16 protein-coding genes and 1 pseudogene are annotated in these 18394 nt (G+C 72.9%); 14 read left to right on the top strand and 3 right to left on the bottom strand.

What is annotated here, in order from left to right:
• Window positions 1-77: 77 nt before the first annotated feature.
• The 3 genes and pseudogenes from J2X59_RS07065 to holA all read left to right on the top strand — a co-directional run bounded on the left by J2X59_RS07065 (window position 78) and on the right by holA (window position 4356).
• On the top strand, window positions 78-830 hold the full coding sequence (locus J2X59_RS07065) for a ComEA family DNA-binding protein (protein WP_326496178.1): 753 nt from the start codon (window positions 78-80) through the stop codon (window positions 828-830).
• A 3-nt stretch (window positions 831-833) separates the two neighbouring features.
• Window positions 834-2624, top strand: a pseudogene (locus J2X59_RS07060) (ComEC/Rec2 family competence protein); the annotation flags it as partial.
• A 712-nt stretch (window positions 2625-3336) separates the two neighbouring features.
• Entirely contained in the window at window positions 3337-4356 is a 1020-nt protein-coding gene (gene holA, locus J2X59_RS07055; RefSeq protein ID WP_066653827.1) for a DNA polymerase III subunit delta, read from the top strand.
• Window positions 4357-4613: 257 nt separating this feature from the next.
• On the opposite strand, the gene rpsT is transcribed toward holA, so the two are convergent.
• Window positions 4614-4874 carry a 30S ribosomal protein S20 gene (gene rpsT / locus J2X59_RS07050; protein ID WP_058729393.1) on the bottom strand — a complete coding sequence of 87 codons (261 nt, stop codon included), beginning with the start codon at window positions 4872-4874 and terminating at the stop codon, window positions 4614-4616.
• A gap of 216 nt (window positions 4875-5090) precedes the next feature.
• Between rpsT and J2X59_RS07045 the strand changes: the two genes are divergently transcribed.
• The 7 genes from J2X59_RS07045 to J2X59_RS07015 all read left to right on the top strand — a co-directional run bounded on the left by J2X59_RS07045 (window position 5091) and on the right by J2X59_RS07015 (window position 12781).
• Window positions 5091-6257, top strand: a complete 1167-nt coding sequence (locus J2X59_RS07045; RefSeq protein ID WP_326496177.1) for a pyridoxal phosphate-dependent aminotransferase — start codon at window positions 5091-5093, stop codon at window positions 6255-6257.
• Window positions 6258-6414: 157 nt separating this feature from the next.
• Window positions 6415-8262, top strand: a complete 1848-nt coding sequence (lepA, locus tag J2X59_RS07040; RefSeq protein ID WP_066653837.1) for a translation elongation factor 4 — start codon at window positions 6415-6417, stop codon at window positions 8260-8262.
• 337 nt (window positions 8263-8599) lie between these two features.
• The gene (locus J2X59_RS07035) at window positions 8600-9223 is read left to right on the top strand and encodes a hypothetical protein (RefSeq protein ID WP_326496176.1); all 624 of its coding nucleotides are present in this window, start codon (window positions 8600-8602) and stop codon (window positions 9221-9223) included.
• 10 nt (window positions 9224-9233) lie between these two features.
• A complete protein-coding gene (locus J2X59_RS07030; protein ID WP_326496175.1) occupies window positions 9234-9857 on the top strand; it encodes a hypothetical protein in 624 nt (207 codons plus the stop codon).
• Window positions 9854-10792, top strand: coding sequence for a hypothetical protein (locus tag J2X59_RS07025; RefSeq protein WP_326496174.1), 939 nt, complete (start codon window positions 9854-9856; stop codon window positions 10790-10792). The genes J2X59_RS07030 and J2X59_RS07025 overlap by 4 nt, the downstream gene beginning before the upstream one ends.
• The gene (locus tag J2X59_RS07020; RefSeq protein WP_326496173.1) at window positions 10789-12096 is read left to right on the top strand and encodes a family 16 glycoside hydrolase; all 1308 of its coding nucleotides are present in this window, start codon (window positions 10789-10791) and stop codon (window positions 12094-12096) included. The genes J2X59_RS07025 and J2X59_RS07020 overlap by 4 nt, the downstream gene beginning before the upstream one ends.
• Window positions 12097-12133: 37 nt before the next feature.
• Window positions 12134-12781 carry a DUF1990 family protein gene (locus J2X59_RS07015; protein ID WP_066653852.1) on the top strand — a complete coding sequence of 216 codons (648 nt, stop codon included), beginning with the start codon at window positions 12134-12136 and terminating at the stop codon, window positions 12779-12781.
• A 79-nt stretch (window positions 12782-12860) separates the two neighbouring features.
• On the opposite strand, the gene J2X59_RS07010 is transcribed toward J2X59_RS07015, so the two are convergent.
• The gene (locus tag J2X59_RS07010; protein ID WP_326496172.1) at window positions 12861-13553 is read right to left on the bottom strand and encodes an HAD family hydrolase; all 693 of its coding nucleotides are present in this window, start codon (window positions 13551-13553) and stop codon (window positions 12861-12863) included.
• A gap of 28 nt (window positions 13554-13581) precedes the next feature.
• Here J2X59_RS07010 and hemW point away from each other — a divergent pair, with 28 nt between their 5' ends.
• On the top strand, window positions 13582-14817 hold the full coding sequence (gene hemW, locus J2X59_RS07005) for a radical SAM family heme chaperone HemW (RefSeq protein WP_066658103.1): 1236 nt from the start codon (window positions 13582-13584) through the stop codon (window positions 14815-14817).
• A 22-nt stretch (window positions 14818-14839) separates the two neighbouring features.
• On the opposite strand, the gene J2X59_RS07000 is transcribed toward hemW, so the two are convergent.
• Window positions 14840-15283, bottom strand: coding sequence for a DUF4870 domain-containing protein (locus tag J2X59_RS07000; RefSeq protein ID WP_326496171.1), 444 nt, complete (start codon window positions 15281-15283; stop codon window positions 14840-14842).
• Between the two features lie 108 nt (window positions 15284-15391).
• On the opposite strand from J2X59_RS07000, the gene hrcA reads away from it, so the two are divergent.
• The 3 genes from hrcA to J2X59_RS06985 all read left to right on the top strand — a co-directional run bounded on the left by hrcA (window position 15392) and on the right by J2X59_RS06985 (window position 18384).
• On the top strand, window positions 15392-16414 hold the full coding sequence (gene hrcA / locus J2X59_RS06995; RefSeq protein WP_209683023.1) for a heat-inducible transcriptional repressor HrcA: 1023 nt from the start codon (window positions 15392-15394) through the stop codon (window positions 16412-16414).
• Between the two features lie 111 nt (window positions 16415-16525).
• Window positions 16526-17638, top strand: coding sequence for a molecular chaperone DnaJ (gene dnaJ, locus J2X59_RS06990; RefSeq protein ID WP_326496170.1), 1113 nt, complete (start codon window positions 16526-16528; stop codon window positions 17636-17638).
• Window positions 17638-18384 carry a 16S rRNA (uracil(1498)-N(3))-methyltransferase gene (locus J2X59_RS06985; protein WP_326496169.1) on the top strand — a complete coding sequence of 249 codons (747 nt, stop codon included), beginning with the start codon at window positions 17638-17640 and terminating at the stop codon, window positions 18382-18384. The genes dnaJ and J2X59_RS06985 overlap by 1 nt, the downstream gene beginning before the upstream one ends.
• The last annotated feature ends 10 nt before the right edge of the window (window positions 18385-18394 follow it).

Raw genomic sequence — 18394 nt, 5'->3', positions numbered from 1 at the left:
ACCGGCCCGGCCGGTCCCTCCACAGGAGGGGCCGCCGGGCCGTCGTCGTCCCCGTGGTGGGACCTACCGTGCCGGGCATGACTGCTTCGTCTCCTGGAGGACCCGGTGCCGACGGGTCGTGGGCGTCCCGGTTCGCGCTCTCGCCCCGGGCGGCCGTGGTGCTGGCCGCCGTGGTGGTCGGGCTCGCGCTCGTGGTGATCGCGATCGGGACCCTCGGGACGCGATCGACGGCCGAGGTGACGGTGACGAGCGCGCCCTCGACGGCGCCCGGCCGACCGGATCCGGGTCCGAGCACGGACGCCACGGGCGGCGCTCCCGGGTCCGGATCGCGCTCGGGATCGGCGAGTGCCGCGGCGGTCACCGTGTACGTGCTCGGCGCGGTGGTCCGGGCCGGGGTCGTCGAGGTCCCCGCCGGGACCCGCGTGGACGGCGCGCTGCAGCGAGCGGGGGGAGCCACGGCCGACGCCGACCTCGCCCGGCTCAACCTCGCTCGTCCGGTGGTGGACGGAGAACGCCTGTACGTGCCGCGGGTCGGGGAGACCGAGGTGCCCGAGGCGCTCCGGCCGGACGCGCCGGGTGCCGGGGGCGGGAGTGCCGCCGTCGGGGGTGGTGCCGGCGGCGCGGACGACACGGGCGCGGCCGTCGTCGACCTCAACACCGCCGACCAGCCGACACTCGAGACCCTGCCCGGCATCGGCCCGGCACTGGCGGCCCGCATCCTGGCGTGGCGCGAGGAGCACGGCGGGTTCACGTCGGTGGACGACCTGCTCGAGGTCAGCGGCATCGGCGACACCCGCCTCGCCGAGCTGCGGGACCGGGTCCGGGTCTGAGTCGTGGACGTGCAGCCGAGCCTCGTCGACCTGCGCCTGGCGGGACCGGTGGCCGTCGCGTGGGTCGAGGCGGCACTGCTCGTCGGGGCGCCGGGGCTCGCGTGGTGGTGCGCGACGACCGCGGCGACCGCCGGCACCGTGGTCGTCCTGGCGCTCGTGGAGCGGGGCCGGCGTGGGCGTCCAGCGCTGTCCGGCGGTCGCGGTGGTCTGCTGGGCGGCGTGCCGGGTGGCGTGCCGGGCGGCGTACTGGGCGGCGTGCTCGTCGCGGCAGCGTGCTGCCTGCTCGTCGCGGTGGCGGTCGGGGTGGGCGCGGCGGCGCGGTCGCCGCAGGCGCTCGCCGACCGTGCCGGACGGACCGTGGCCGTCGAGGTCGTGCTGACCCGGGACCTCGCCGCCTCCGACCGGTCGACCACGGGCACGCTGCGGACGATCGGTGACGTGGGCGGGCTCGAGGTCCCCGTGCGCGTGGTCCCGGCCGGGCGTCTCCGTGCGTCGGCCGGAGCGGTGCTGCACGCCCGGGCGACGGTGCAGACCGACGACGGCGGCGCACCGACCGCGGCGGTGGTGTTCCTGCGCGGACGTCCGACGAGCCTGCCGCCGACCGGTCTGCTGGCAGCGTCGGAGCGCGTGCGGCAGGCCTTCACGGCGGTGACGCGTGACCTGCCCGAACCCGGCGGCGCGCTGCTGCGCGGGCTGGCGATCGGGGACCGCAGCGGACTCGACCCGGCGACGGAGTCCGCCATGGAGACGACAGCGCTGACCCACCTCACGGCGGTCTCCGGCTCGAACTGCGCCGTCGTCGTCGCGCTCGTCGTGTCCGGGTGCCGGGCGCTCGGGCTCCCTCGAGTCCTCCGGGCGGTCGCGGCCGTCGGGTTCCTGGTGGCCTTCGTGGTGCTCGTGCGACCGGACCCGTCGATCGTGCGTGCCGCGGTGATGGCGGTGGTGGTCCTGGCGGTCCGGCTGTCGGGCCGACCGCTCCGCGGGGTGCCGCTCCTGGCGCTCACCGTCCTCGGCATGCTCGTGGTGGACCCCTGGTACGCCCGGGCGCCCGCGTTCGCGCTGTCGGTCCTGGCCACCGGTGGCATCATCGTGCTGGCACCGCGCCTGACCGCCCTGCTCGCGCGGCGGTGGTGGCAGCCCGTCGCTGCGGCGGTCGCGATCCCCGTCGCCGCACAGCTCGCCTGCTGGCCCGTGACGGTCGTGCTCGTCCCGACCCTCCCGACCTACGCGGTCCCGGCGAACCTGCTGACGGAGCCCCTCGCGCCCGTCGTCACCGTCGGCGGGCTCGCCGCGTGCGTGCTCGCTCCCGTCTGGCCCTGGGGCGCCGCGGTCGTCGCGCACGTGGCCTGGGCTCCCGCGGCGGTCATCGGTGCCGTCGCACACGGGGCGGCCGCACTGCCGGCGGCGACGCTCGACTGGCCCGCCGGACCGGTCGGAGCCGCGACGGCGGGGGTGGTCAGCCTGGCGGTCGCCGGTGCCGTCCTCGTGGATGCTCCGCGACGGACGTGGGTGCTGGTCGCAGCGGGGACCGTCGTCGCGATCGGGATCGGACTCGTGGCCGTCCCGCGGCTCGTGGTGCGCTCGACCGTGCCGGGGGACTGGGCGGTGGTGGCGTGCGACGTCGGGCAGGGTGACGCCGTCCTGGTGCGCGACGGCACCGGTCCGGTCGCCCTCGTCGACACCGGGGACGACGAGGAGCTGCTGCTGCGGTGCCTCGACCTGGTCGGGGTCGACCGGGTCGACCTGCTCGTGCTGACCCACTTCGACCGTGACCACGTCGGCGCGGTGGGGGCGGTGGCGGACCGGGTCGCGCGGGCGCTCGTCGGTCCCGTCGGACGGCCCGAGGACGAGCGGGTCGTCGGGACGCTCGAGCGGGCCGGGGTCGAGGTCCGGACCGCGGACGACGGCACGTCGGGCACCCTCGGCGCGTTGCGCTGGCGGGTGGTGTGGCCGCGCGCGGGATCGTCGGCATCGGGCAACGACGCGAGTGTCGTCCTCGAGACCACCGCCGACGGACCCTGCCCGACCTGTGTGTCCGGGGTGTTCCTCGGCGACCTCGGGGAACAGGCCCAGCGCCGGCTCCGACCGTTGGTCGAGGCGCACCCGGACGTCGTCAAGGTCGCCCACCACGGATCGGCCGACCAGGACCCGGCGTTGTACCGACAGCTCGCGGCGCCGATCGGACTCATCGGCGTCGGCGCCGACAACACCTACGGGCACCCGACGGCGTCGGCGCTCGACGCCCTCCGCGCCGCGGGGACGACCGCATTCCGCACCGACGAGCAGGGCACCGTCGTGGTCTCGCGATCGGCCGACGGGTCGTTGCAGGTCTGGACCGAGCGGACGGCGCCGACGCCGGAGGCACCCTCACCGACTCCACGGGCGTCGGTCCTGACGGCGCCGGCCGCGACGACGGGGGGCCGTCCGGCGGGAGGTCCGTCTTCGGCGGCCCGTAGGATCGGAGCAGGCCCCGACCAGCTCGCTCCGGAGCCGACGGAAGGAACGCATGCCCGCCAAGAAGCCCACGCGCGCCGCCGCGAAGATCGACCAGGTGCCGTGGTCCGGCGTCCGACCGGCGCCCGTCGTGCTCGTCACCGGTCCCGAGCAGTTCCTGGCGGAGCGGGCGAGCAGCGTCCTCCGGGACCTGCTCGTCGGCGAGGACCCGGCGCTCGAGGTGCACGACCTCGAGGCAGACCAGTACGCCCCCGGCCTCCTGGCGACGCTCGCGAGCCCGTCGCTCTTCGGCGAACCGCGGCTCGTGCGGGTGACGAACGTCGAGAAGTGCACCGACGCCTTCATCACCGAGACGATCTCCTACCTGCAGGCGCCCGCTGACGACGTCACGCTGGTCCTGCGACACGGTGGGGGCATGCGCGGCAAGAAGCTGCTCGACACCATCCGCAGCGGGGTCGGCGGCGGCGTCGAGGTCCAGTGCGACGAGCTCAAGCGCGACACCGACAAGATCGACTTCGTCAACGCCGAGTTCCGGGCCGCCCGGCGGAAGATCGCGCCCTCGGCAGTCCGCACGCTCGTCGCGGCGTTCTCCGACGACCTCGCGGAGCTCGCGGCGGCGTGCCGGCAGCTGCTGGCCGACGAGGCCGAGGAGATCACCGACCGCACCGTCGACAAGTACTACGGCGGTCGCGTCGAGACCAACGCGTTCAAGGTCGCGGACATCGCGCTCGCAGGACGCTCGGCTCCGGCGATCGTCGAGCTGCGGCACGCCCTCGCGACGGGGGAGGCGCCGGTGCCGATCGTCGCGGCGTTCGCGAGCAAGATCCGCACGATGGCCAAGGTCAGCGCCTTCCGCGGGCCGAGCGGCCAGGCGGCGTCCGCGCTCGGCATGGCGCCGTGGCAGGTGCAGCGCGCGCAGCGCGACGTCGCCGGGTGGAGCGAGGCCGGGTTGGCGAACGCGATCACGAGCATCGCGGCGGCGGACACGGCGGTGAAGGGCGGCTCTCGCGACGCGCACTACGCGCTCGAGGTCATGGTCCGCACCATCGCCCGTCGCGGCGAGGAGCGCTGAGGCGCGGCCCGCCCCGCGACGAGGCCGCAGCACGACGAGCAGCACCTCGCGCCACGGATCTCCGTGGCGCGAGGTGCTTCCGGTTGTTCTCGAGCGAGTCGCGCCGCGGCCGACCACGCGCTGCCGCAGCGGCGCCGCCGCCGCCGCGCTCGTGGCGCTGCCGCCGCGCTGCCGCCGCGCCGCCCCGCCCGGGCACACGCCGCAACGACGAGAGCCCCGCACCATCGGTGCGGGGCTCTCGTGCAGGTGTCAGACGCTCAGAGCGCGGAGACCTTCTTGGCGATGGCCGACTTGCGGTTCGCCGCCTGGTTCTTGTGGATGACGCCCTTGCTCACGGCCTTGTCGAGCTTCTTCGACGCGAGGGCCAGCGCTGCGACGGCCTTGTCCTTGTCGCCGGCGACGACGGCCTCGTTCGTGTGGCGGATGACCGTCTTGAGCTCCGAACGGTAGGCCTTGTTGCGCTCCTGGGCCTTGAGGTTGGTCTTGATGCGCTTCATCTGCGACTTGATGTTCGCCATGCGTGTTGCTCCTTGTTCGTCTGCTACGGGTGGTCGCGACGTCGGGTAGAGGGGCCCTCTGTCGCATCGCGTTCCACCCGTGGGCGGGGAACGCGGAAGCCAGCCACCAACCCTACCAGCAGACCCACGGACCGCCAAAGCCCCGACGCGCCGTGCTCCGTGCCAGGGCCGCACGGCGGAAACGCCCCCGCAACACGGACGGGTTACCGTGACGAGGTGCCATCCCTCGCTCCACGCATCGACTCCGTCCCCGCCTCCGGCATCCGTCGCGTCTACGAGCAGGCGGCCCTGCTGCGAGCGGACGACACCGACGTCGCGATGCTCGTGATCGGTGAGCCCGACGTCCCGGTCGCGCCGCACATCGGCGAGGCCGCGCGCCGCGCGTGGACCGAGGACCGCACGGACTACACGCCGAACGGCGGCATCGCACCGCTCCGTGCGGCGATCCGCGACAAGCTGCGTCGCGAGAACCGCATCGAGGTCGACGTCGAGCAGGTCTGGACGACGATCGGCGCGACCCAGGCGCTGTTCCAGGCGATGACCCTCGTGCTGAGCCCCGGGGACGAGGTCCTGGTGCCCGACCCCGGCTACACGACCTTCACGATGAACGCGCACATCATCGGTGCCACCCCCGTGCCGTACCGGCTCGAGCCGCAGCACGACTTCGAACCCGACCTCGCGGCACTCGAGGCGAGCGTCACCGAGCACACCCGTGCGATCGTGGTGAACTCGCCGTCGAACCCGCTCGGCTCGGTGTTCGGCGAGGACACCCTGCGCGCGCTCCTGGCCCTGGCGAAGCGGCACGACCTGTGGGTGATCAGCGACGAGGTCTACGAGTACTTCACCCACGGCACGCGTCACGTGAGCATCGCGGCCCTCGACGACGACGACCGGGTCTTCACCGCCTTCTCGTTGAGCAAGACGTACGCGATGACCGGTGTCCGGGTCGGCTACCTGGTGACGCCGAAGGGCATGGGGCCCACGATGCGCACGACGCAGGAGGCGATGATCAGCTGCGTCGCGGAGCCGGACCAGTGGGCCGCGCTGGCGGCGATCGTGGGCGACCACCAGGCGGTGCAGGACGCACGCGAGCACTACCGAGCGAACCTCGCCGTCGCGAAGGAGGTCCTCGACGCAGCGGGCATCCGCTACCTCGACCCGCGCGGCGCCTTCTACCTGTGGATCGACGTCTCGCACGCGTCGCAGGGCGACGTCGCCGAGTGGGCGCTGGCGTTCCTGCACCGCGAGCACGTCGCGGTCGCCCCGGGCAGCGCCTTCGGTCGGTCCGGTGAGGGGTGGATCCGGGTCTGCCTGGCGGCGACCGTCGACGACCTCCGTCGCGGCCTGGGAGCGCTGCCGGCGCCCGCCAGGGCGACCGTCTGACGGACGGGAGGCCCGTGGCGGGCGCGACCACGCGCCTCTGGTCCGTCCTGCAGACCGTCCGGGGCCGTGGCGCGCCTCCACAGGTCGGCCTGCGGTGCGCGCTGCCCGTGTGCAACCGTGGGACAATCGTTCGACCGCACCGACCCCCTGAGGAACCGTGAGCCCACAAGCATCCGCGCCGCTCGAGCCCGCCGCGACCCCGGCCGAGGCGATCCGCAACTTCTGCATCATCGCGCACATCGACCACGGCAAGTCCACGCTGGCCGACCGCATGCTGCAGATCACCGGCATCGTCGAGGAGCGGGCGATGCGTGCGCAGTACCTCGACCGCATGGACATCGAGCGCGAGCGCGGCATCACGATCAAGTCGCAGGCCGTCCGCATGCCGTGGGAGCTCGACGGTCAGACCTTCGCCCTGAACATGATCGACACCCCCGGGCACGTCGACTTCTCGTACGAGGTCTCGCGCTCGCTCGCGGCGTGCGAGGGCGCGATCCTGCTCGTCGACGCGGCGCAGGGCATCGAGGCCCAGACGCTCGCCAACCTGTACCTGGCGCTCGAGAACGACCTCGAGATCATCCCGGTCCTCAACAAGATCGACCTGCCGGCGGCCGACCCCGACAAGTACGCCGCCGAGCTCGCGCAGCTCATCGGTGGCAAGCCGGAGGACGTCCTCCGCGTCTCGGGCAAGACCGGTGTCGGTGTCGCCGAGCTCCTCGACCGCGTGGTCCGGACCGTGCCGGCGCCGGTCGGCGACGTCGAAGCGGCCCCCCGCGCGATGATCTTCGACTCGGTCTACGACAGCTACCGCGGCGTCGTGACGTACGTCCGGATGATCGACGGCACGATCCACCCGCGCGAGAAGGTCCAGATGATGTCGACCCGGTCGACGCACGAGATCCTCGAGATCGGTGTGTCGTCGCCCGAGCCGAAGCCGACGAAGGGACTGTCGGTCGGCGAGGTCGGCTACCTGATCACCGGTGTGAAGGACGTCCGGCAGTCGAAGGTCGGTGACACGGTCACGACGGCGCAGAAGCCGGCGACCGAGGCGCTGCCCGGGTACACGGACCCGAAGCCGATGGTGTTCTCGGGCCTGTACCCGATCGACGGTTCCGACTACCCGGACCTGCGCGAGGCGCTCGACAAGCTCAAGCTGTCGGACGCAGCCCTCGTGTACGAGCCCGAGACCTCGGTGGCGCTCGGCTTCGGCTTCCGCTGCGGCTTCCTCGGCCTGCTGCACCTCGAGATCATCACCGAGCGCCTGTCGCGGGAGTTCGGCCTCGACCTCATCACGACGGCCCCGAGCGTGATCTACGAGGTCACGAACGAGGACACGACCGTGACCGAGGTCACGAACCCCTCCGAGTTCCCGGGTGGTCGCATCGTCGAGGTCCGCGAGCCGATGGTCCGCGCGGCGATCCTCGCGCCGAAGGACTACGTCGGCGCGATCATGGAGCTCTGCCAGTCGCGCCGCGGATCCCTGCTCGGCATGGAGTACCTGGGCGAGGACCGCGTCGAGATCCGGTACGAGATGCCCCTCGGCGAGATCGTGTTCGACTTCTTCGACCAGCTGAAGAGCAAGACGCAGGGCTACGCCTCGCTCGACTACGAGCCGACCGGCGACCAGGCCGCCGACCTCGTCAAGGTCGACATCCTGCTGCAGGGCGAGCAGGTCGACGCGTTCAGCGCGATCGTCCACCGCGACAAGGCGTACGCGTACGGCACGCTGATGACGGAGCGTCTCCGCAAGCTCATCCCGCGGCAGCAGTTCGAAGTGCCGATCCAGGCCGCGATCGGTGCGCGGATCATCGCCCGCGAGAGCATCCGTGCGATGCGCAAGGACGTCCTGGCGAAGTGCTACGGCGGTGACATCACCCGCAAGCGCAAGCTCCTCGAGAAGCAGAAGGAGGGCAAGAAGCGCATGAAGATGGTGGGTCGCGTCGAGGTCCCGCAGGAAGCCTTCATCGCAGCGCTCTCGGGCGACGTCGAAGAGAAGAAGAAGTAGCCGCAGCGAGCACGAGCAGCACGACGGAGCCCCGCCACGAGCGGGGCTCCGTCGTTCCCGGACCCGCTCGTCCCGGTGCGGTAAGCGGACGAGATCGGGGCGCAGTCCGCCGGGGGTTCGGCAGCGTCCGGCCTGGTCCTCCGCGGATGCCGTGGGTGGACCGAGCAGTCTGCCCGCACTCTGGGGGACCGGGCAGGTCACCCGATCTGTACGGTCACATCTGTACCGAGGGCGACTGAAGACCCCTCAGTTCAGGGTGGACCCGGCCGCCCGGACCGTGCGTGCTCCTGCGCCACGGCGCTCGAGGACCGGGGTGCACACGGAGGTGCGAACCACGATGTCCCGTCACGAAACGACCGTCCCCCGCGCACGGCGCCGACGGTCCGAACTCGTCCTGGTCGCCGCCGGCGTCGCTGCTGCGGTGGTGCTCGCCATGAGCTTCAGCGGCACGCTGTCGGTCTTCACGCAGGCCTTCCTGCACGGCACCAACACGGTCGCGACCTCGACCGTCCAGATCGTGGAGACGACGGCGGACGGTTCGCCGGGTGCCTGCACGACCGCGGCCGACGGCACGGCGAGCTGCACCGACCCGGACCTCTACGGCGGCCAGTCCCTGCGACCGGGGGGCCGGTCGGAACCCCAGACGATCTTCTTCGAGAACACCGGGACGGCGACGCCCACCGGCTTCCGGCTGACCGGCGGACCGTGCGCGACCACGCCCGAGAGCGGGTCGGACCTGTGCCGCCAGCTCGTCGTGAAGATGACCTGGCGCGGCGCCGACGTGCTGCCCGCGTCCACGACGCCCGCGTACCTCGCGGCGAACGCGATCACGCTGCCCTACCCACCCGCCGCAGGCGAGCGCTACCCGCTGGCCGTGCAGGTCTCGCTCCCGGACGGGGCGACCGCGCCGACGTCGGGTGTGACCCTCTCACAGGCCCTCACGTTCACGTTCTCGGCCTGACGGTGCCGTCGTGGGAAGGCACTCGACGATCGTCCCGCGGGCTTCGGTGCGCACGGGCTGGCTCCTCACGGCGGCGGGTCTCGTCGCCTCGGTCGCCCTCGCACTGACGGCGACCGGCACGACGTCGGCGTACACGGCGTCGATCTCGAACACCACGAACACCGCCAACACCGTCTCGATCGAGATGACGCAGGGCCCTGACGCCTCGACCGTGGCGTGCAGGAGCACCGCCACGGCCACCACGACCTGCTCGACCGACCTCTACGCGGGCAAGGACCTCCGGCCGGGGGACACGACGCGCGGCACCTCCACGGTGATCAGGAACACCGGAGGGGTCACCGCGTCCGCCTTCTCGCTCACCCCCGGCACCTGCATCGGCACCGTCTCGACGTCGAACAGCATCTGCTCCTGGTTGCGCGTCACCGTGACGTGGACGACGCCGACGGGGACCACGACCGTGGTCTCGGGGGAGAGCGCCGCGACGGTCGGCGGGCGGACCTTCCCCATCAGCCCGGCGCCTGCGGCCGGTCAGGGCGGTACCGCCGTCGTGTCGGTCGCCCTCGACCCGGCGGCTCCGAACGACTCGCAGGCGCAGAGCATGAGCCAGTCGCTCGTGTGGACGTTCACCGCATGACGGTGGCGGAGACCGGCGACGCGATCGGCGTCCCCGCGGCTGGTCGCCGGCGTGCTCCCGGCCGCGCGGTGCGGGTGCGGCTCGTCGTCACCGTCGCCGTCGTCCTGCTCGTGCTGCTCGGTGTCGGGGCCGCGACGGCCGCGGGCGTCCGGACGTTCGACGTCCGGACGCCGTCGATGGGCCGCACGGCACCCGTCGGCTCGCTCGTCGTCACCCTGCCGCCCGGACCGGACCGGCTGGCCGTCGGCGACGTCATCACCTTCGTCCCACCGGTCGCCGAGGGCGGGGGGACGGCGCCTCGACTGCCCTACACGCACCGCATCAGCGCGGTGGAGGAGGGCGCGTTCACCACCAAGGGCGACGCGAACGGTGCTGCCGACGGCTGGACCGTCAGCCGCGCTGACGTCGTCGGCAGGGTCGTCGCAGTCCTGCCCGGTGCGGGGTGGGCGCTCCGCATGCTGCCGTGGTCCGTCGGCGGGGTCGGTCTCGTCTGGCTCCTGACCGGGCTCCTCGGCGCGGGCGCTCCGCGGACCGCCGCTCGCCTGCTCGGCTCGGCCGCGGTGCTGGCCGGCGTGGTGACGGTCTTCCGACCGTTCGCCGCCCTCGTCGTGACCGGCGTCGACCCGGGGACGCGGCCGGTGGCGCACGTGGTCTCGACCGGTCTGCTGCCGATCCGGGTGGTCGGACCGTCCGGTGCGTCCGACCGGCTCGTCAGCGGTGCGGTCGGTCAGGTGCCCCTGCCTCCGGGGTCGGACGGCGCGGTCGCGCTCGCCGCTCGACTCGACCTCTCCCCGCTCGGTTGGGCGGTGCTCGCCGTGCTCTGTGCCGCACCCCTCGTCGTCGGGGTCCTCCTGGCCCGGTCGCAGAGCCTCCGTGTCGCCGATCCCGGGCACACGGAGGGCCCTGCGACGGACCTCCCGGCGGTGTCGTCGTGAGTGCCAGGACGGCGGGCGTGCTCACCGGGGCGCTCGTCGTGGCACTCACCGTGGCGACCGGTGTCACCACGACGGCCGATCCCACCCTCGCCGTCTACACGGCGGCGTCGTCGAACCGGAGCACCGCGAGCACGGTCGGTGACTACGCCCTGACGGGCCTGCCGTTCCGTGACTCCTTCGCCGGAGGGCAGGGGGCGTGGAGGACCTACGGCGGCTCCTGGACGACCCGGACGCAGTTCGGCTACGGCACGTTCACCGAGACGGCCGGCTCCTCCGACGGGCCCAAGGCCGTCACGGGTGACCCGTCGTGGACGGACTACACGATGCAGGCGGACGTCCAGGTGAACAGCGGGACGAACGCCGGGCTCCTGGTCCGCGTCACGGATCCCGCTCCGGGTGCCGATGCGTTCACGGGGTACTCGATCGGTCTGGACCGGACGGACAACACGCTGTCGATCAGCCGGACGAAGCACGGTGCGACGACCCGACTGGCGTCCTCGACGATCCCCGGCAGGCTCGCGAACGGACAGTTCTACCACGTGGTCGTGCAGGCCGCCGGGTGCGGCATCACCGCCTGGTCGACCACCGTCGGCGCGAACGACTGGACGAGGGCGAGTGTCTCGGAGTCGTCGGCCGACTGCTTGACGACGGGCGCGATCGGGCTGCGCGGCAACGGCAGCGCAGCCGGCTACCGCTTCGTGACGGCCACAGCGGGTGCCCTCGCACCCTCGCTCGCGGCGGACCCGTACAACTCGACCCTCGCCACCGGTCGGTTCGAGGACGGCGCGCCCGCGCGGGTGTTCGGGGGCACGTGGGCGATCGACCAGCAGGAGGAACGGATCCGCAGCACGGCCTACGCGAACACCGGGGACAAGCAGGTCCTGAACCGGGTCTGGGGCGACATGACCCTGACGGGCGACGTGCGCCTGATGCGCACCCCGAGGTCGGGCGTCGACGCGGGTCTCGTCGTCCGGGTGAACGACCCGTCCACGGGGATCGACTCGATGCGCGCCTACTCCGTCGGCATCACCGCGACCGGGATGACCATCGGCGAGCACCGGTCGCCCGGGTTCGTCGGGTCGTTCGTGTCCTTCGGTCGGACGGTGCAGGCCGAGGAGTGGTGGCACCTCACCGTCGAGGCGGTCGGCTGCACGATCACGGCCACCGCGTCGCCGGCCGACGGCGGGACACCCGTCCAGGGTCGCGTGTCCTTCGGTGCCTGCTCGTCGACGAGCGGCGCGGTCGGGATCCGCGAGCAGGGCACCGAGGCTGAGTGGCGGAACCTCGCCGTCACGCCACGCTGACACAGGTCGGGCCGAGCGGCCCCGGTACGATGGGTCCATGAGTTCCCGCGGCAGCTACCGGACCGCCCTGACCTACGGTGCCGTCGGTGCCACGCAGGCGGCGGACCTCATGACCTACCCGCCGGAGGGCTTCACCCCGGCGGAGTCGCGGGCGCGCATCGGCCACGGCGACGCCCGGTTCGAGACCGCGGTGACGCAGGCGTTGACCTGGCAGATCCAGGAGCGCAGCGGCATCCGGGTGCAGGTCGAGGACCATCCCGACGACGACGAGGTCCGCTACAACCCGGTGACGTTCGACGAGCACGGTGTCCCGATCGCACCGGCCTCGATCGGCACGCCCCGGGTGGAGAAGTTCGCCGCCGACGGCACCCCGCTGCTGACGGCGGGCACGACGGCGACGCTCGAGATGCACGCGTTCGGGCAGACCGTGCACGCGCCGGTCCGCGTCGTGTCGATCATCGACGAGACCGACCGCAAGGGCTTCGCCTACGGCACGCTCGAGGGGCACCCGCTGTCCGGCGAGGAGTCCTTCGTGGTCGAGCGCACGAGCGACGGTTCGGTGTGGCTGCAGGTCCGCCAGTTCTCGCAGCCGTCGAGCCGGAAGTGGGCGTTCGTGGCGCCGCTGCTCCGTCGACAGCAGCGGGTCATGGCAGCGAAGTACCTCAGCGCACTGCGCGGCGACTGACCGGTCGACACGAGGCGTCCGACCGCCTGCTCGGCACGGCGCACCGACCGACCGCCACCGCCGCCGCCGCCGCCGCCGCTCAGCGCAGCGGCGGCAGCGCGGCGATCGCCTCCTCGAGCAGTCGGGCGTCCTGCACGCAGTCCCGCGCGACGCACACCGCGCTCGTCCCACGCAGGGCGTCGACCTCGTAGACCCCGGTCGCGACCGCGACGAACGGGATCCCCACCGCGTCGGCCGCCTCGCCGTCCCGCGGGGTGTCGCCGACGATGACGGCTCGCTCCCCGGACAGGGCGGCGGCGGCGCGTCCGGTGACGCCGGTGCGCTCGACCTCCGCGTCCCCGAAGTAGGAGTGCTCCCAGTCGAAGGCGCCGAGGTCGAAACCCGCCCCGCCCAGCTTCACGCGGGCCCGGTGCTCGGAGTTGCCGGTCAGCAGGCCGTTCCGCCAGCCGAGTCCGGCGAACCGGCGGACGAGCGCGGCGGCTCCCGGGGCGGGGGAGCGGCGTTCGCCCCGGCCGTAGCGCTCGTCGGTCAGGTCGCGCAGGTGCCGGCTGACCGTGGGGATGAGCGCGTCGTCGAGGTCGTGTGCCCGGACGTGGTCCGCGATGAGCCCGGCGTCGGTCCGGCCGTGCTGGTGCCCGACCTTCAGCACGAGGTCGCGGCCGACCGCGCGCTCGACGGCCAGGTGGTACAGGTTGCCGGGCGACGCCGCGTTCAGCACGAGGGTGCCGTCGATGTCCCACAGCACCGTGGTGGGGACGGTGTGGTGCTCCATGGCTCCATCATGGCCGAGAATGGAGTCCATGCCGAGTGCGCTCCCGATCGCCGATCCCGCTCCCGCGGACGGCCTGCTCACCCCTGGCCCCGGCGCCGGCGACGTCCCCTTCGGCGTCTACGTCCACGTGCCGTTCTGCCGGGTGCGGTGCGGCTACTGCGACTTCAACACCTACACGGCGTCCGAGCTGCGCGGGGTGCGCCGTGACGACTACGCCGGCCACGCGGTGCAGGAGATCCGGTGGGCGGCCGAGGTCCTCGACCGCTCCGGGGTGCCGCGACGCCCGGTCTCGACGGTGTTCTTCGGCGGTGGCACGCCGACGATGCTGCCGGCGGACGACCTGGTGATGATCCTCCGGGCGATCGACGACACGTGGGGCATCCTGCCGGGGGCGGAGGTCACCACCGAGGCGAACCCGGACTCCGTGGACGCGGACGCGATCGCGACCCTGCAGCGCGGCGGGTTCACCCGGATGAGCTACGGCATGCAGTCGGCCGTCCCGCACGTCCTCGCGACGCTCGACCGGACCCACGACCCCGAGCGGGTGCCGGTCGTGGTGGACCTCGCGAAGCAGCAGGGCCTCGACGTCAGCCTCGACCTCATCTACTCGACCCCGGGGGAGTCGCTCGACGACTGGCGCACCTCGCTCGAGGCCGCGCTGGCCTGCGCGCCCGACCACGTGTCGGCGTACTCGCTCATCGTCGAGGACGGCACGGCGATGGGGCGCATGGTGGCCCGCGGCGACCTGCCGGCCCCGGACGACGACCTCGCCGCCGACATGTACGAGCTCGCCGACCGGACCCTCGCCGACGCCGGGTACTCCTGGTACGAGGTCTCGAACTGGGCGCGCACCGACGAGGCCGGTGGTCCGGAGCGCCACGCGAGCCGACACAACCTGTCCTACTGGAAGGGCCACGACTGGTGGGGCGTCGGCCCGGGTGCGCACTCCGCGGTCGCCGGCACCCGCTGGTGGAACGTGAAGCACCCGGCCGCGTACGCGAACCGGGTGCTGGCCGGCGAGTCGCCCGCGGCGGGGCGCGAGACGCTCGACGCCGACACCCGGTACGTCGAACGGGTGCTGCTCGCCGCGCGCGTCCGCGGCGAGCTCACCACCGCGGAGCTCGGCCGGGAGGCACGTGGCCGGGTCGCCGGTCTCATCGCGCGTGGCCTCGTGGACGGCACGGCCGCGGTGCGGGGACGCATCGAGCTCACCCTGCAGGGCCGGCTGCTCGCGGACGCGGTCGTCCGCGAGCTGCTCGACTGACGCGCCGGCGGTCGCTCGCGCGCTACTGCTTGATGAACTCGATGGTGAGCGGGTAGCGGTAGAAGTCACCGCGGTTCGCCGCGAGGGCGGCCAAGATCGCGAAGACGATCACGATCACGTACAGGATCGGCAGCAGCACGAGTCCGATGACGACGAACGCCAACAGGCTGCACACGAACCCGGCGATCGCCATCGTGATGTGGAAGTTCAGTGCCTGACGGGTGTGCTCCTTCACGAACTGCCCGCGGTCGCGCAGCACCAGGTAGGCGATGATCGGCACGACCAGGCTGAAGAAGATGCCGCCGACGTGCGTCAGCGTCGCCCAGAGTCGCTGGTCCTCCGGCGACATCGGCTGGGGCGGCGTGAAGCCGGCCGGGTACTGCGGTCCCTGCGGGTTCTGGGGTCCGCCCTGCTGCTGGCCGTAGCGGCCGTCCTGCGGGCCGCCCGGTTGCTGTCCGTAGCTCATGCCGTGAGCGTACCGGCGTGGGCCCCGGCGGTCCCGGTCGGTCGGCGGTCGGGCGTAGGATCAGCAGTCGACACGTCCGAGTGCCAGCATCGAACGGAAGGGGTCCGGATGGTCAGCGAACGCTCCCTCGAGGTCCTCAAGGCGATCGTGCGGGACTACGTCGCCTCGCGCGAGCCCGTCGGCTCGAAGACGATCGTCGAGCGCCACGCCTTCGGGGTCAGCGCCGCGACGATCCGCAACGACATGGCGCAGCTCGAGGACGAACAGCTGATCGTGGCGCCGCACACCTCGTCGGGGCGGGTGCCGACCGACAAGGGGTACCGACTCTTCGTCGACCACCTGGCCGCAGCCCGGCCGCTGTCGAGCGCGCAGCGCCACGCCATCGAGACCTTCCTCGGCACGCCGAACGACCTCGACGAGGTCCTCGGTCGCACGGTCCGCCTGCTCAGCCAGCTCACCAACCAGGTCGCGCTGGTGCAGTACCCGTCGATGGTGCGCGCACGCGTGCAGCACGTCGAGCTCGTCCGGCTCGGTGACACCCGCCTGATGGTCGTGCTCATCACCGACACCGCCCGGGTCGAGCAGCGCGTGGTCGAGACGGACGTCCCCCTCGACGAGGGGTCGCTCACCGAGCTCCGCACCGTCGTGAACGGGGCGAGCGTCGGGCTCCTGCTGCAGGACGTCCCGCGTGCCCTGCGCGAGGTGCCGCAGCAGCTCCGTCCGGACGCGCAGACCCTCGGCGGCGTCGTCGTCGCGACGCTCATCGAGCAGGTCGCGGCGAACCGGCAGGACCGCCTGGTCATGGCCGGCGCGGCGAACCTGGCGAAGAGCGAACGCGACTTCTCCGGCGGACTGTTCTCCGTGCTCGAGGCGATCGAGGAACAGGTGACCCTGCTCCGCCTGTTCGGCGAGATGCAGGTGGACGACGTGGCCGTGGCCGCGAGCATCGGCGTCGAGAACGCCGAGTACGGCCTCGACGCGACGAGCATCGTCGCTGGTGGCTACCTCGCCGGCGGCGGAGCGGTCGCCCGACTCGGGGTCCTCGGCCCCACCCGCATGGACTACGGCACGAACATGGCCGCCGTTCGTGCGGTCGCACGGTACCTGTCCAAGCTGCTGGGCGAACATTGACCGGACCCTGCGCCCGACGCGCGGTGTCCAGCGGACCGGCTCCGCGCCTCCAGACCGGACCGCGGCGACCGCCGCGACCCACCGACCGAACCGAAACCGACTGAGGGAACCGTGGCAGACCACTACGACGTCCTCGGCGTCCAGCCGGACGCCTCCGATGCCGACATCAAGAAGGCCTACCGACGGCTGGCGCGCGAGCTCCACCCGGACGTCAACCCGAGCCCGGACGCGGCCGAGCGCTTCAAGGACGTGACGCACGCGTACGACGTGTTGAGCGACCCGGAGCAGCGCCGACGCTACGACGCCGGCCCGCAGGAGAGCCCCTTCGGCGGCGGTGCCGCCGGTGGCTTCAGCGACATCTTCGACGCCTTCTTCGGCGGGGGTGGCGGCGGCGGACGCGGCAACGGTCCGCGCAGCCGTGCCGAGCGCGGGCAGGACGCCCTGCTGCGCATCGAGGTCGACCTCGACGAGGTCGTCTTCGGCACCCACAAGGACGTCGAGGTCGACACGGCCGTCGTCTGCGACACGTGCCACGGCTCGTGCTGCGCGCCGGGGACCAGCCCCCGCACCTGCGACATCTGCGGTGGCTCCGGGCACATCCAGCGCCAGGTCCGCTCGCTCCTCGGCAACGTCGTGACCAGCGCGCCCTGCGGGACGTGCCGCGGCTACGGTACCGTCATCCCGAGTCCCTGCCCGACGTGCCAGGGCCAGGGGCGCGTCCGCGCCCGCCGGACCATCCCCGTCGACGTCCCCGCCGGCGTCGAGACCGGGCTGCGCCTGCAGATGCCGGGCCAGGGCGAGGTCGGACCCGCGGGCGGCCCGTCCGGCGACCTGTACCTCGAGGTCAAGGTGCGCCACCACGACGTCTACAGCCGCGACGGCGACGACCTGCTCGCGACGCTCGAGGTCCAGATGACCGATGCGATCCTCGGCGCGCACACGACGATCGACGGGCTCGACGGGCCGGTCGAGCTCGAGATCCGTCCGGGCGTGCAGAGCGCCGACGTCCTGGTCATCAAGGACCGCGGCGTGACGAAGCTGCGCGGCACCGGCCGGGGCGACCTCCGCGTCGGCGTGCAGGTCGTGACCCCGACCAAGCTCTCGCACAAGGAACGTGGGTTCGTCGAGCAGCTCGCGAAGACGCACAAGGCACCGGGACCGCAGCTCGCCCGCTTCCAGCAGGGCATGTTCGGCAAGCTCCGCGACCGCTTCTTCAACTTCTGATGGCATCGCTCTACCTCGTCGGTCCGGGGACCCTCGACGACCTCGGCGCCGGTGACGCGGTGTCGCTCGACGGCGCGGAGGGCCGACACGCCGTCTCGGTCGCGCGGGTCCGCGTCGGCGAGACGCTGCGCCTCTCCGACGGCCGGGGCACGGTCGTCACGGGCGCGGTCGCGTCGACCGGCAAGGACACGCTGACCCTGACGGTCGCCGACGTCGCCGTCGAGGCGGAACCGCGTCCGGCGCTGGTGCTCGTGCAGGCGCTCGCGAAGGGCGGGCGTGACGAGATGGCGGTGCAGGCAGCCACCGAGATCGGCGTCGACCGCATCGTCCCCTGGGCTGCAGCGCGCAGCGTGTCGCGGTGGGACGGCGCGAAGGTCGAGAAGGGACGCGCCCGGTGGGTCGCGATCGCGCAGGAGGCCGCGAAGCAGGCGGTCCGGTCGCGCGTCCCGACGGTGGACGCACCGGTGACGACGGCGCAGCTGGCCGCGGTCGGCCGGGAGGCGCGGCGTGCGCTGGTCGTGCTGGACCCGGTCGGCGCGGTGCGGCTCTCGGCGTGGGAGCCGCCGGCCGACGTCGACGAGATCGTCCTGGTCGTCGGACCCGAGGGCGGGATCGACGGTCCCGAGTTCGACCGGCTCGAGGCCGCCGGCGCCGTCCGCGTGCGGCTCGGGGACACCGTGCTCCGCACCTCGACCGCCGGACCGTCCGCCCTGGCCGTCCTGCAGACCAGGCTCGGGCGCTGGTAGCGGCGTCGGA

This window comes from Curtobacterium sp. 260 (assembly GCF_030803485.1).
Classification (GTDB): Bacteria; Actinomycetota; Actinomycetes; order Actinomycetales; family Microbacteriaceae; genus Curtobacterium.
The sequence above is the reverse complement of the archived record's forward strand: the minus strand, read 5'-3'. Positions and strand labels throughout refer to the sequence as shown.

Excerpts from the sequence above, each read along its gene's own strand:
- J2X59_RS07065 (WP_326496178.1), top strand. The coding sequence starts at position 78 with ATGACTGCTTCGTCTCCTGGAGGACCCGGTGCCGACGGGTCGTGGGCG.
- holA (WP_066653827.1), top strand. The coding sequence starts at position 3,337 with ATGCCCGCCAAGAAGCCCACGCGCGCCGCCGCGAAGATCGACCAGGTG.
- rpsT (WP_058729393.1), bottom strand. The coding sequence starts at position 4,874 with ATGGCGAACATCAAGTCGCAGATGAAGCGCATCAAGACCAACCTCAAG.
- J2X59_RS07035 (WP_326496176.1), top strand. The coding sequence starts at position 8,600 with ATGTCCCGTCACGAAACGACCGTCCCCCGCGCACGGCGCCGACGGTCC.
- J2X59_RS07025 (WP_326496174.1), top strand. The coding sequence starts at position 9,854 with ATGACGGTGGCGGAGACCGGCGACGCGATCGGCGTCCCCGCGGCTGGT.
- J2X59_RS07015 (WP_066653852.1), top strand. The coding sequence starts at position 12,134 with ATGAGTTCCCGCGGCAGCTACCGGACCGCCCTGACCTACGGTGCCGTC.
- J2X59_RS07010 (WP_326496172.1), bottom strand. The coding sequence starts at position 13,553 with ATGGAGCACCACACCGTCCCCACCACGGTGCTGTGGGACATCGACGGC.
- hemW (WP_066658103.1), top strand. The coding sequence starts at position 13,582 with ATGCCGAGTGCGCTCCCGATCGCCGATCCCGCTCCCGCGGACGGCCTG.
- J2X59_RS07000 (WP_326496171.1), bottom strand. The coding sequence starts at position 15,283 with ATGAGCTACGGACAGCAACCGGGCGGCCCGCAGGACGGCCGCTACGGC.
- hrcA (WP_209683023.1), top strand. The coding sequence starts at position 15,392 with ATGGTCAGCGAACGCTCCCTCGAGGTCCTCAAGGCGATCGTGCGGGAC.
- J2X59_RS06985 (WP_326496169.1), top strand. The coding sequence starts at position 17,638 with ATGGCATCGCTCTACCTCGTCGGTCCGGGGACCCTCGACGACCTCGGC.